At 73.6% G+C, this 12,714-nt stretch carries 13 protein-coding genes; 7 read left to right on the forward strand and 6 right to left on the reverse strand.

Features of this window, described 5'->3' with window-relative positions; all coding sequences use genetic code 11:
• Positions 1–43 precede the first annotated feature (43 nt).
• Positions 44–268 (forward strand): DUF3107 domain-containing protein, encoded by a 225-nt coding sequence (locus ACFPM7_RS09780; RefSeq protein WP_378246150.1) that lies wholly within the window; start codon positions 44–46, stop codon positions 266–268.
• A gap of 238 nt (positions 269–506) precedes the next feature.
• On the opposite strand, the gene ACFPM7_RS09785 is transcribed toward ACFPM7_RS09780, so the two are convergent.
• From ACFPM7_RS09785 to ACFPM7_RS09795, 3 genes are all read right to left on the reverse strand, one after another.
• The gene (locus ACFPM7_RS09785) at positions 507–3,023 is read right to left on the reverse strand and encodes an ATP-binding protein (RefSeq protein ID WP_378246152.1); all 2,517 of its coding nucleotides are present in this window, start codon (positions 3,021–3,023) and stop codon (positions 507–509) included.
• A gap of 208 nt (positions 3,024–3,231) precedes the next feature.
• The gene (locus tag ACFPM7_RS09790) at positions 3,232–3,603 is read right to left on the reverse strand and encodes a DUF4873 domain-containing protein (protein ID WP_378246154.1); all 372 of its coding nucleotides are present in this window, start codon (positions 3,601–3,603) and stop codon (positions 3,232–3,234) included.
• Between the two features lie 10 nt (positions 3,604–3,613).
• On the reverse strand, positions 3,614–4,354 hold the full coding sequence (locus tag ACFPM7_RS09795) for a TetR/AcrR family transcriptional regulator (protein ID WP_378246156.1): 741 nt from the start codon (positions 4,352–4,354) through the stop codon (positions 3,614–3,616).
• Positions 4,355–4,419: 65 nt separating this feature from the next.
• Here ACFPM7_RS09795 and ACFPM7_RS09800 point away from each other — a divergent pair, with 65 nt between their 5' ends.
• Positions 4,420–5,343, forward strand: coding sequence for an AurF N-oxygenase family protein (locus ACFPM7_RS09800; RefSeq protein ID WP_378246158.1), 924 nt, complete (start codon positions 4,420–4,422; stop codon positions 5,341–5,343).
• Between the two features lie 13 nt (positions 5,344–5,356).
• A complete protein-coding gene (locus tag ACFPM7_RS09805; protein ID WP_378246160.1) occupies positions 5,357–6,268 on the forward strand; it encodes an alpha/beta fold hydrolase in 912 nt (303 codons plus the stop codon).
• Position 6,269: 1 nt separating this feature from the next.
• Here ACFPM7_RS09805 and ACFPM7_RS09810 read toward each other — a convergent pair whose 3' ends face one another.
• Genes ACFPM7_RS09810 through ACFPM7_RS09820 form a run of 3 tightly spaced genes read right to left on the reverse strand, consistent with a single transcriptional unit; the run spans position 6,270 to position 8,362 of the window.
• Complete coding sequence (locus ACFPM7_RS09810; protein WP_378246162.1) at positions 6,270–6,965, reverse strand: hypothetical protein; 696 nt, start codon at positions 6,963–6,965, stop codon at positions 6,270–6,272.
• The gene (locus ACFPM7_RS09815) at positions 6,953–7,669 is read right to left on the reverse strand and encodes a PP2C family protein-serine/threonine phosphatase (RefSeq protein WP_378246164.1); all 717 of its coding nucleotides are present in this window, start codon (positions 7,667–7,669) and stop codon (positions 6,953–6,955) included. The genes ACFPM7_RS09810 and ACFPM7_RS09815 overlap by 13 nt, the downstream gene beginning before the upstream one ends.
• 60 nt (positions 7,670–7,729) lie before the next feature.
• On the reverse strand, positions 7,730–8,362 hold the full coding sequence (locus ACFPM7_RS09820; RefSeq protein WP_378246166.1) for a TetR/AcrR family transcriptional regulator: 633 nt from the start codon (positions 8,360–8,362) through the stop codon (positions 7,730–7,732).
• 175 nt (positions 8,363–8,537) lie between these two features.
• Here ACFPM7_RS09820 and ACFPM7_RS09825 point away from each other — a divergent pair, with 175 nt between their 5' ends.
• The 4 genes from ACFPM7_RS09825 (at position 8,538) to ACFPM7_RS09840 (ending at position 12,712) form a co-directional block, all read left to right on the forward strand.
• The gene (locus ACFPM7_RS09825) at positions 8,538–9,500 is read left to right on the forward strand and encodes an alpha/beta fold hydrolase (protein WP_378246168.1); all 963 of its coding nucleotides are present in this window, start codon (positions 8,538–8,540) and stop codon (positions 9,498–9,500) included.
• A 46-nt stretch (positions 9,501–9,546) separates the two neighbouring features.
• A complete protein-coding gene (locus ACFPM7_RS09830; protein ID WP_378246170.1) occupies positions 9,547–10,566 on the forward strand; it encodes a DUF3152 domain-containing protein in 1,020 nt (339 codons plus the stop codon).
• Positions 10,567–10,667: 101 nt separating this feature from the next.
• Complete coding sequence (gene moeZ, locus ACFPM7_RS09835; protein ID WP_378246172.1) at positions 10,668–11,846, forward strand: adenylyltransferase/sulfurtransferase MoeZ; 1,179 nt, start codon at positions 10,668–10,670, stop codon at positions 11,844–11,846.
• Positions 11,847–11,923: 77 nt separating this feature from the next.
• On the forward strand, positions 11,924–12,712 hold the full coding sequence (locus ACFPM7_RS09840; protein WP_378246174.1) for a TIGR02569 family protein: 789 nt from the start codon (positions 11,924–11,926) through the stop codon (positions 12,710–12,712).
• Positions 12,713–12,714: the final 2 nt, after the last annotated feature.

A 12,714-nucleotide genomic window follows, 5' to 3' on the forward strand; every position in this document is an offset into this window, starting at 1 on the left:
GTGGACTAGCCTTCGGTCAGGCAACTACAAGCGTGGAGGTCGCGTGGAGGTCAAGATCGGTGTCGCGGACACCGCGCGGGAGCTCGTGCTGAACAGCACCCTGACTCCTGACGAGGTCGAGGCCCTGGTCGCCGACGCCCTCAAGAACAGCTCGGGCCAGCTCTCGCTGGTTGACGACAAGGGCCGCCGCTACCTGGTCCCCAGCGCCCGCGTGGCGTACGTGGAGATCGGCGGCGCCGACCCGCGCAAGGTGGGCTTCGCGCCCTGATCGACTGAACGGACCCGAAGGGGCGCACCCGCGCGACGGGTGCGCCCCTTTCGGCGTCCGCACCCCGGTGGGCTCGGAGTTGCCTGCCAGTTGCGCGTCGCTTTCCTGGTCCGCCGATCCCGCGCGAGCGAGGATGGAACCGCTTCCCCACCACCCCTGGGGGAGGCGTCGGCCCGCGCGGGCGATCAGCGGCGGCCTGGGGGACGCCTGCTCCCCCGTCCCGCGCGGGCCCGATCGTCTAGGCCGCGACGAGGGCGGCGACCAGCTCGTCGACGGGGGAGTCGCGCCGCTCGGCGAGCAGGGCGTCCCAGCGTTCGCCCAGCTCGGCGCGCCAGCGCGCGTCCGCGGCGGCCACCCTGGTCCTGGTGAGGCCGGGCAGTCCGTGGCCGTACCGGTTCCGCAGGCCCTCGACGGCGGCCAGTGCGCCCGCGGCGGTCCGGGGGTCGTCGGCGGCCACCGCGAGCCCGGCCAGCACCAGGCTCTGGCTCAGCGGGCCGTGCAGGCCGAACCGCGACGAGAGCACCTGCACCAGGCTCGCGCACGCCTCGGTCGAGCGGCCCTCGGCGATGGCGACCTCCGCGGCGGCCATCCACGCCTCGTTGGTGTGGCGGTGCTGGTTGTCGCCGGTGGCGTCGTCCAGCGAGTGGTGGGCGAAGCGCCGCGCGTCGGCCACCTCGCCGGAGCGGACGAGGGCGATGGCCGTCTGCGCGCGCCAGTAGGTGTGCGCGTCCGGCGGGCCCGAGGTGGGCAGCAGGGGTTCCGCCTCGGCCAGCGCCTCGCGCGCCTCCCGGTACCGGCCGTGGTGGTTGAGGTAGTTGGCCGCGTTCAGCAGCGACGACAGCTCGAAGTGCCCTCGCCCCAGCCGCCTGGCCAGGTCGGTCGCGCGGCGCAGCAGCGGCAGCGGCTCCTCGACCGACCCCAGGTCGCACAGGGCCGTGCCGAGGCGGATCAGCGTGCGGCAGAGCATCGGGTCGTCGCCCGCCGTCTCCGCCAGGGCGAGCGCCGCGCGGTGGGCGGGGATGCCCTGCCCGGGTTCGTGCAGTTCGACCACGTCCCCGAGCGTGCTCAGCGCCGCGACCCGCGCCACCGCGTCGCCGTCGTCCTCGGCGGCGGCCACGGCCCGGCGGGCGTGCTCGACGGCGTCGGCGTGGCGGTCCAGGGAGCGGGCCAGCCACGCCGCCTCGCTCCACCGCAGTGCCCTGCCCGGCGCGGGCGCGGCCCGCTCCAGCAGCCCCACCAGCCAGGACAGCCCTTCCGCCGCGTGCCGGAAGTGGACCCAGTACTGGTAGAGCGCCGAGGCCAGCTCGACACCGCGGTCGGGGTCGTGCTCGGCGAACCAGCGCAGCGCGGCGCGCACGTTGTCGCGCTCGGCGCCGATCGCGGGGGCGTGCGCGGTCAGGGTGTCCACCGTGAGCCCGAGCGAGCCGACCCAGCGGTGCGCCCACGAGGCGTGCGCGCGCTCGGCGGCCTCGGTCAGGCCGCGCTCGCGGGCCAGCTCCGCGGAGTACGCGGCGATGGTCGGCAGCGTGGTGAAGCGCCGCCCGGTCGGGCCGTCGGCGGCCTGCACCAGGCCCAGGGCCATCAGGCCGTCGAGGTCGGAGACGACGCCCCCGCCGACCACCGCCCCCGCGGCCTCGCGGGTCCAGCCGCCGCGGAAGACCGACAGCGCGCCCAGCGCGGCCAGCTGGCGGTCGGTGAGCAGGGAGCAGGTCGCGTCCAGCGCCACCCGCAGGGAGACGTGCTCGGGGGAGCGGGTGCCCTCGTCCCTGAGGTCGAACGGGTTGGCCTCGATCATGCCGAGGAGGTCGTCGGGGCCGAGCACCCGCCACCGCGCGGCGGCGAGCTCGATCGCCAGCGGCAGGCCGTCGAGCCGCCTGCACACCGCGGCGATGGCGGGCGCGTTGTCCTCGGTGACGGCGAAGGCAGGGGCGGCCGACCTGATCCGTTCGACCAGCAGGCCCGCCGACGCGGTCGCGCGCACGGCGTCGGGGGTGTCGGCCTCCGGCACCGGCAGCGGGCGCAGCGGCCACTCCTGCTCGCCTGCGACCCGCAGCGGCGCGCGGCTGGTCGCCAGGACCGTGACGTCCGGGACGCGGGCGAGCAGGTCCTGCACCACGGCGTCGGCGCCGGGCAGGTGCTCCAGGTTGTCGACCACCAGCACCGCGGGCCGCTCCGGCAGATCGGCCTCGATCGAGTCGACCGTGCCCGTCCGCGCCCCGATGGCCTCGGCGACGGCGGGCAGGACGAGGTCCGCGCTGGTCAGCGCGGCGAGCGGAACCCACCAGGCGGCAACCCCCCGGTCCTGCGCCGCCCGGCCGACGGATTGGGCCAGGCGCGTCTTGCCGATGCCCGCCATCCCGGTGATGGTGACCAGCCTGCTCCCGCCGTCGACGATCAGGCCGCTGAGCGCGACCCGGTCCTCCTCGCGGCCGAGCAGGCGGGTCAGCGGCTCCCGGATCACCCCGCCCGGCCTGCGCGGGCGCTCGCCCGCCTCCCCGGCGCCGGGGGTGGCCGCGGCGACCAGCTCGGCGACGGCGTCGCCGCTGAGGTCGAGCGCGGCGGCGATGGCGCGCAGCGAGGAGTGCCGGGGCGCGGTGATCCGGCCGCCCTCCAGGTTGGAGATGGTCCGCACGCTGACCGCCGAGCGCTCGGCGAGTTCGCCCTGGGTGAGCCCCTTGGCGGCCCTGGCCTGCTTGAGCAGGCGTCCGAGGCGCGGTTCCGCAGCCTCGCCGCGGACCGGGGGAGAGGCGTCCACCCGGACGACCCTACGGGCGGGCCGTTCGCGGCGTGGGCGGCATGGCGGATAGTTGCCGATCAGTTGCACGCCGCTTTCCTGGTCCCGGGACCGCCGCGGGCCGATCCTGGACGGGCTCCCCGCCATACCGGGGGTCCGCGCGGGGGCTCGGTGGCGCGACTGGGGGTCGCCACCACGCCGCGGCGTCCGCGCGGACCGCTCGGTGGGCTCAGACGTCGGCGCGGTCCAGGGTGGTCTGGACGGCGAACGGGGGCCTGCTGGTGCCCATGATGCGGTAGCGGTCCCACGGGTCGGGGTCGGAGAGTTCGCCGGGGGCCTCGCCGCCGGGGGTGCGCAGGACCGCCTTGGTCTTCCTGCCGCCCGCCAGCTCCGAGACGGCCGGATCGGCCTGGAGGCGGCCGTACCAGCGGTAGTAGCCGTCGATGGGCTGGAAGTGGCCGCGCAGTTCGACCTGGACGGGCAGTTCGCGCTCGCCGACGACGAGGGTGGCCTGGCCGGTGTAGCCGTCCTCGTCGTGGGCGTGATCGTGGGCGGTGGCCTGCCCGGCGCCGTGCAGGTGGTCGGCCTGGTCGTGGGTCATGGCTGTCTCCCTACCCGGCCGCGGCGTCGCCGCCGTCGCCCAGCTTGACGAGCTTGTTGATCTCCAGGGGCTTGTTCGGGTCGACGGAGACGCCGTGGGCGCGCATGGTGCCGTCGATGGCGGCCCAGATGGTCGCGGCCAGGTACTCCACGACGGCGTCGCGGCTCATGGTGCGCCGCTCCAGCCACCACTCGCCGACGTTCTGGACCATGCCGACGATGCCGTGGCCCCAGACCTCGGCGCCGCCGGAGTCGAGCTTGAAGGCGCGCATGTAGTCGCCGAGCAGGCTGGCGAGCGCCCCCGCGATGACGCCCTTGTCCTCGGCGACGATGTCGGAGTCGATGCGCCGGTCGCCGAAGGTGCGGCGGACGAGCAGGCGGTAGAGGTTGGGGTACTCCTCGATGATCGAGAAGAACGCGTCGAGGCTCTTGCGGATGCGCGGCAGCGGCGCCTCCTCGCGGTTCATCGCCGGGATGAGCCGCTCGAAGAGGATCTCGGTGCCGCGCTGGCCGAGTGCGACGAACAGGTCGGCCTTGTCGGTGAAGTGCCGGTAGAGCACCGGCTTGGTCACCCCGGCCTCGGCGGCGACGTGCTCCATGCCCACGTCGGGGCCGTGCTCGGCGAGCGCGCGCAGCGCGGCCTCGACGAACTCCTCGCGCCGGGCGGCGCGGTGCGACTTCCACCGGTCGCGCCGGGCGTCGCCGGAGAGCTTGCCTGTGTGTCCCTTGACACGATCCGCCATGGCCAGCATGCTACCAGAGGTAACTGTTACTCGAAGTAACGCATGACGAGAACAGCACGATGGAGGTCTCTTCGATGAGCCGCGCGCTGCAGGTGGCCAAGGTAGCCGATCGGGAGCGGACCGCGGGGCGGCTGCTCAAGTCGTCGGCGGACAAGTTCTACGACCCCGACGTGGACATCGACTGGGACGCCCCGATCGCCGAGGACAAGGACTTCCACCCCGAGCGCCGCATCTCCCTCTACGGCACAGAGCTGTGGGAGCGGATGTCCCCCGAGCAGCGGCGCGAGCTGGGGCTGCACGAGACCGCCAGCATCGCCAGCACCGGCATCTTCTTCGAGGTGCTGCTGATGCAGATGCTGCTCAAGCAGGTCTACCGGCACGACCCGACCACCGACCACGTGCACTACATGCTCACCGAGATCGCCGACGAGTGCCGCCACTCGACGATGTTCGGCAAGGCGTGCAGGCGCTTCGGCGTGCCCGCCTACGGCCCGCGCAAGTGGATCAAGTCGATCGCCAGGGTGCTGCCGGTCCTGGGCCGCGGGCCGTCGGCCTACGCCGCGATCCTGGTCGCCGAGGAGATCCTCGACCGCATGCAGCGGGAGAACATGAACGACGAGCGCCTGCAGCCGCTGATCAGGATGGTCAACCGCATCCATGTGCTGGAGGAGGCCCGCCACGTCACCTTCGCCCGCCAGGAGGTCGTCCAGGGCATGGCCGAGGCGAGCTGGGCCGCCAAGCAGTACCACCGGGTCATGGCCGCGGTCGTGTCCTACTTCGTGGTGCTGAGCCTGGTGAACCCGCGGGTGTACGAGGCTGTCGGGCTGGACAGGCGCGCGGCGTGGAAGGCGGCGAAGAAGAACCCGCACTTCCAGGAGACCGTGCGGTTCTGGGGCGAGCGGATCATGGCCTTCCTCACGGAGGCCGACCTCGTCGGCGGGCCGTCGATGCTGCTGTGGCGACGGTCCATGCTGCTGCCGAAAGAAGCTACTTCGTAGTAGGTTGAGGGTCGTGCCGCAGACCGCGTTCCAGACATCCGACGGCGTCGACCTGTGCGTCGAGGACACCGGGCCCGCCGATGCGCCGGTGACCGTCCTGCTCGCCCACGGCTGGACCAGCGACAACCGGGTGTGGGACGCCGTCTTTCCCCGGCTGGCCGAGCGGGTGCGGGTCGTGCGCTTCGACCACCGGGGTCATGGCTCCTCCGGGCACGCCCCCGACCCGGCGATCGACCGCCTCGGCGATGACCTAGCCGAGCTGATCGAGGCGCTGGCGCCCGCGGGCAGGCTCGTGCTCGTCGGCCACTCGATGGGCGGCATGGCGATGATGGCCCTGGCCGCGCGCCACCCGGACCTGGTCCGCTCGCGGGCGCACGCCGCGTTCTTCGTCTCGACCTCGTCGGGGCGGATGCGCGAGATCACCTTCGGGCTGCCACGCCCGGTCGCCAAGGCGGGACAGGCCCTGATGCGCGAGCAGGGCAAGCGGCGAGCGCGCCGGGCGGCGTCAGTCGAGGCGGCACCCGCTTCCCCGGCGCCCAAGCCGCCCAGGAAGCCGAGCCCGCTGCAACTGCGCGCCCAGCGCGCGTTCCTGCGCTGGCTGCTCTTCGGCGCGCCGTTCCAGCGCGCCGACCTGCTCTCCGTCGCCGACCAGCTCGGGGTGGTGCACGGGCGCTCGGCGGCGGCGCTGCGCTCCTCGATCAACCGGCACGAGGCCGCCGAGGCCGTCCGCGTCTACCGGGACGTGCCGACCCAGGTGCTCACCGGCGCGCGCGACCGGCTGATCCCGGCCGAGCACTCCCGGGCCATCGCCGCCGAGCTGCCCGACGCCGAACTCGTCGTCTACCACGCGGCGGGCCACATGCTCCCGTACGAACGCGCCGACGACCTGGTCGCGCGCATCCTCACCGCGGCCGGCCGCGCGTGACTCAGCGGTGCCCGCAGAGCCGGTGCGGCACCAGCGCCTGGTCCTCGGCCACCAGCAGCCGCTCGGAGATCAGGAACTCCGGCAGCTCGTGGCGGTGCCCGGCCGACTCGCCCCAGATCTCCACGGTGACCTCGTCCAGGGCGCGTTCCAGCGCGGTGAACGACGTCAGGCCCATGCACAGCCGCGTCTGCGCCCGTCCCAGCGGCGCGGGCGAGGCGATGCCCGGGGTGAAGTACTCGCGGTAGTAGGCGGCCAGGACCGCGCGGTGCCGGGGCTTGCGGGTCAGCAGCAGCTGCACCCGCACCGCCGCCCCGGACAGCCCGATCGAGGTCTCCGGCCCCAGCTCGGGCCGCTCCTCGACCGGCGCGCTGCCCGAGACCACCAGCCGCACCCGGTACTTCGAGTCCCAGACGTGTACCTCGGACTCCCCGTCCGGCAGCGGGAACGCGCAGCGCTCGGCGACGGTGAAGCGGCGGCTCTCGGCGACCACGTACACCGCGAGCGGCGCTTGGCGGCCGTGCCCGTTGACCAGCCACCACCGGTCGTCCATGTGCCGCAGGTACGGCGCGTTCGGGCCGCGGGAGACGCGCTCGTCGGCGCCCGCGCTGAGAAAGTCGCGGTCCAGCGCGAAGCGGGTCGACCGGTCGACCTCCACCGGCTCGGGCAGGGCGTGGTAGTCGACGGTCAGCGCCGCCAAGCCGGATCCCCGATCACGACGTCGCCCACCACGGCGGTGACGTTGTCGCGCGCGCCCGCCTCGCAGGCCAGCCGGACCAGGGTCTCCACGCACTGGCGCGGGTCGGCGGCGCGCAGGCCCGCCAGCGCGGCGAGGAACACGTCGTCGTCCAGGGCGTCGGTCAGCCCGTCGCTGCACAGCAGGTAGCGCTCGCCGACCACCGCCGGGCGCTCCCAGGTGTCGGCCTGCACGGTCGCGTCCATGCCGACCGCGCGGACCAGGGCCCGCCGGTTCGGGTGCCGGGCGCCCTCCTCGGCGGTCAGGTGCCCGGCGGCGACCAGCTCGGCGCCCAGGGTGTGCGGCGAGCCGAGGAACTCGACCCGGTCGGTCTGCACGAGGGTGACGCTGTCGCCGACGTGCGCGCCGCGCACGGTCCCGTCGCCGCACAGCACGGCCAGCACCAGCGTGGTGGCCATGCCGTGGGTGGCGGGGTCGGTCGAGGCGTAGGCGCGGACGGCGGCGTTGGCCCGGTTGGCGGTCTCCTCCGGCGGCATGTCCGGGCCGGAGGCGGCGGTCGACTCGACCGCCAGGCGCGAGGCCACGTCGCCCGCGGGCGCGCCGCCGACGCCGTCGGCGACGGTGATCAGCCGGTCATCGGCGTACCAGGAGTCCTGGTTCGTCTCGCGCCCGCCGAGGGCGCTGCACCCCGCTACTGAAAGCCGCATGGTTCCACCGTGCCCGCGCGAAGCTGAGAACGGCAGGGGGAGGGCTCCCTCATCGCCGCGCTACTCGTGCGGCTGCAGCGGGAACCCGCCGCCGATGCCGCGCCAGGCCAGGGTGGAGATCAGCGCGATCGCCTCCTCCTTGGGGACGGCGCGCTCGTCGTCCAGCCACGCGCGCGCCGCGACCTGGCTGACCCCGACCAGGCCGACGGCCAGCAGGCTGGCCCGGTGCTCGTCCAGGCCCGCGTCCGCGGTGATGGTCGCGGTGATCGCGTCGACGCTGGCGCTGGTGGCGCGGTTGATCGCGTCCTGCACCATCGGCTCGTTGCGCAGGTCGGACTCGAAGACCAGCCGGAACGCCTGGCTCTCGCCGTCCACGAAGTCGAAGTAGGCGCGCACCGCGTTGCGGACCCGGGTCTTGTTGTCCTGGGTCGTCTCCATCGCCGAGGACACCCGGCTGATCAGCTCGTCGACGTGCTTCTCCAGCAGCGCCATGTAGAGCTCCAGCTTGCCGGGGAAGTGCTGGTAGAGGACCGGCTTGCTGACCCCGGCGCGCTCGGCGATCTCGTCCATGCCCGCGGCGTGGTAGCCGTTCGCGGCGAACACGTCCTGCGCGGCGGCCAGCAGCTGGGCGCGGCGCGCTGTGCGCGGGAGCCGCGCGCCGCGCCCGCCGTTGTGCTGAATCGTCTCCGACATGAGTCCCCTCGCTCGCGTTCATCCTCGCCGGGCCGCGCTGAACCGGTCCACCGACACTACCCGCCGGTAGGCCGGTTGCGGGAATGGTTGCCCACCGGTCGCGGCCACCACAAGTATCCGCCGTGATCCAGCTCACTCCTCGGCGAGCCGGGTGGACGCGGGTAAAAATGGTCGGATGACCGTTCCGCTCTCCACCGCCGAACTGCCGCCCGTCGACCGGTCCCGGCCCGCGTGGCCGGGCGCAGAGGAGACCATCGGCGGCGTCCGGCTGCACGTGCGCCGCACCCCTGGGACGGGTGGCGACCCCGCCGCCTCCGCCGTCCCCGCCGTCTACGTGCACGGGCTCGGCGGCTCGGCCACCAACTGGACCGACCTCGCCGACCAGCTCAGCGGGCACGCGCCCGGCCTCGCCGTCGACCTGCCCGGCTTCGGCCGCAGCGCTCCGCCGACCGGCTACGACTTCACCCTGCGCTCGCACGTGGCGACCCTCATCCGCGTGCTGCGCGGCCTGGACGGGCCGGTGCACCTGCTGGGCAACTCGATGGGCGGGGCCATCAGCCTGCTCACCGCCGCCGAGGCGCCCGAGCTGGTGCGCACCCTCACCCTCGTCTCGCCCGCCGTGCCCGACCTGCGGCCCAGCCCGAAGCGGCTCTCCGACCCGCGCATGGTGCTCGCGATGCTGCCGGTGGTCGGCAGGCGCAGCCGCGAGGCGCTGGCGGCCATGCCGCCCACCGAGCGGGCCCGGCGCATGCTGGATCTGTGCTTCGCCGACCCGAGCCTGGTCAGCGAGGAGCGCGTGGCCGAGTCGGTCGCCGAGTACGCCGAGCGCCTCGACATGGCCTGGTCGACGCCCGCGCTGGCGGCCAGCACGATCGCGCTGATCCGCTCGTGGCTCGTGGTCGGCCCGCGCTCGCTGTGGCGGGCCGCGCCGAAGGTCACCGCGCCCACGCTGGTGGTCTGGGGGGACAAGGACAAGCTGATGTCGGTGCGCAAGGCCCCGCGCACCGCCCGCGCCATCCCCAACGCCCGGCTGCTCGTGCTGCGCGATGTCGGCCACGTCGCGCAGATGGAACAGCCCGACACCGTGGCCCGCGCGGTGCTCGGGCTCTGGGACGCCGCGGCGGAGAACCGCTGGTGACCCCGGTGACGGTGCGCGCACGCGCGGGTGTGGCACCCTAGACGCCGTGAGCCGGACGACGCAGCGCGACAACGACGTGCCGTCACCGTCCGCAGCCGACGAGGGCCGCTACCGCCCCGGCGCGCGGCGCACCACCGCCGAACCGCTGGCCGCGGCGTGGACGCCCGACCAGGCGCCGACGGGCACCCGCAAGCCGGTCAAGCGCGGGTTCCTCGACACCTACGGCTGGCGCGTCTACGCCGTCCCGGTGCTGCTGGTGATCACCGCGCTGGTGCTGGTGCAGACCGCGGGGGAGAAGTCGCCGACGGGCGCGCCGGAGGGGCTGAACCCGGTGGCCGGTTCCGAGCAGACCACCGAGGCCACCACGACCACCCCCGGCCCCGAACTCACCGAGCGGGCCCCGGTCGACCTGGACATCCCGACCGCCGAGCTGCCCGGCGGCGCGGCGTTCACGAAGAAGGGCAAGGGCACCTGGCGGGTGCTGCCCGGCACCGGCAAGCAGGTCGGCAAGGGGCGGCTGTACACCTACACCGTCGAGGTCGAGGACGGCATCCCCGCCGCGGAGTACGGCGGCGACCAGCTCTTCGCCGACCTGGTCACCCGCACCCTGGGCGACCCGCGCAGCTGGACCGGCCTTGGCGAGGTGGCGCTCAAGCGCGTCGGCCCCGAGGCGGACCCGGACTTCCGGGTCAGCCTCACCAGCCCGGACACCACCCACCGCCCGGACGTCTGCAACTACACGATCAAGTACGAGTCCTCGTGCCTGATCTACGACCGGGTCGTGCTCAACCTCTCCCGCTGGGTGCGCGGGGCGGTGGCCTTCGAGGGCGACCAGCTCGCCTACCGCCAGTACGTGGTGAACCACGAGGTCGGCCACGTGTTCAACCTGCCGCACATCGGCTGCGCCGAGAAGGGCGGCCTGGCCCCGGTGATGATGCAGCAGACCTTCGGCGTGGCCAACGACTACGTCCACCAGCTCAACCGCGGCCTGGGCGGGGTGCCCAAGGACGGCAAGGTGTGCAGGCCGAACGCCTGGCCCAATCCGCAAGCCCAGCCCGCGGGCTGAGCACCGCATCCCGCAGGTTGGGACGCGGGAAGCCGGAGTGGGATCGTGGCGTTGGGACCGACGACAATCGCCGCGCGATTCACCCTGTTCGAGGAGGACTGATGGCTGGCAGTCTGCCGCCGCTCGTGGAGCCCGCAGCGGAGCTGACCAAGGAAGAGGTGGCTCGCTACAGCCGCCACCTGATCATCCCGGATGTGGGTGTCGACGGTCAGAAGCGGCTGAAGAACGCCAAGGTGCTGGTGGTCGGGGCGGGCGGGCTCGGCAGCCCGGCGCTGCTGTACCTGGCCGCGGCCGGGGTCGGCACGCTCGGTGTGATCGATTTCGACGTCGTCGACGAGTCGAACCTGCAGCGCCAGGTCATCCACGGCCAGTCCGACATCGGCAAGCCCAAGGCCGTCTCGGCCCAGGAGTCGATCGCCGAGATCAACCCGCTGATCACGGTCATCGTGCACCAGGAGCAGCTGACCAACGACAACGCGCTCGACGTCTTCGGCGGCTACGACCTGATCGTGGACGGCACCGACAACTTCGCCACCCGGTACCTGGTCAACGACGCGGCCGTGCTGCTCGGCAAGCCCTACGTCTGGGGCTCGATCTTCCGGTTCGAGGGCCAGGTCAGCGTGTTCTGGGAGGACGCCCCCAACGGTCAGGGCCTCAACTACCGCGACCTCTACCCGGAGCCGCCGCCGCCGGGCATGGTGCCCTCCTGCGCCGAGGGCGGCGTGCTGGGCGTGCTGTGCGCGTCGATCGGGTCGATCATGGTCACCGAGGCGATCAAGCTGCTGACCGGCATCGGCGAGCCGCTGCTGGGCAGGCTGATGGTCTACGACGCGCTGGAGATGTCGTACCGGACCATCAAGATCCGCAAGGACCCGGAGACCAAGCCGATCGAGGGCCTCATCGACTACGACGCCTTCTGCGGCGTGGTCTCCGACGCCGCGCAGACGGCGGCGGCGGGCAACACGATCACCCCGCTGGAGCTGAAGGAGAAGTTCGACCGCGGCGAGGACTTCGCGCTGGTCGACGTCCGGGAGCCGCACGAGTACGAGATCGTCAAGATCCCGGGCTCGGTGCTCATCCCGAAAGACCGCATCCTCTCCGGCGAGGCGCTGGCCGAGCTGCCCCAGGACAAGCCGATCGTGCTGCACTGCAAGTCCGGCGTCCGCTCCGCCGAGGCGCTGGCCGCGCTGCACAAGGCGGGCTTCTCCGACGCCGTGCACGTCGGCGGCGGCGTGCTGGGCTGGGCCAAGCAGGTCGACACCAGCCTTCCCACCTACTGATCTGGTGACGCGCGGGGCAGGCCGCCCCGCGCGTCACAGCCGGGAAACGGCCGGTGGACCGGGTAGCGTCCCCGGCCGTGAGCACCCCGCCCCCCGAGCACGTCCGGGCCGCCTTCGGCGCCCGGACCGCCGAGCCGGTCCTGATCGAGAACGGGCCGGTGTGGCGGTGCGGCGACGTGGCGCTGCGCCAGGCGGGCAGCCCGGCCGAGGCGTCCTGGGTGGCTCAGACCCTCGGCGAGCTGGAGGTCCCCGACCTGCGCATCGCCCGCCCGGTCCGCTCCAGCGACGGCCGCTACGTCGTCGGCGGCTGGGCCGCCTTCCGCTTCGTCCCCGGCCGCCCCGAACCCCGCTACGACGACGTGGTCTCGGCCTCCCTGCGCTTACACGAAGCCACCCGCCACCTGCCCCGCCCCCGCTTCCTCGGCCTGCGCGCCGACGTCTTCGCCATGGCCGACCGAGTCGCCTGGGCCGATGAACGCGCCGACCTCGACGCCGACCTGGGCGGGCGCCTCTTCGACCTGCTCTCCGAGCGCCGAGGCGAACTCTCCACCCCCGCCCAGGTGGTCCACGGCGACCTCTTCGGCACAGTCCTCTTCGACGGCGACGCCGCCCCCGGCCTGATCGACTTCACCGCCTACTACCGCCCCCCGGAGTGGGCGGCGGCGGTCGTGGTGGTCGACGCCCTGGCCTGGGGCGGCGCCGACGACGGCATCGCCCGCCGCTGGTCCCACCTGGCCGACTGGCCCCAGGCCCTCCTGCACGCCCTCCTCTTCCGCCTGGCCGTGCACGCCCTGCACCCCAAGTCCACCCAGCGCTCGATGCGCGGCCTGGAACGCGCCGCCACCAAGGTCACCGAACTACTCTGAGC

This window comes from Actinokineospora guangxiensis, assembly GCF_042657845.1.
GTDB lineage: Bacteria > Actinomycetota > Actinomycetes > Mycobacteriales > Pseudonocardiaceae > Actinokineospora > Actinokineospora guangxiensis.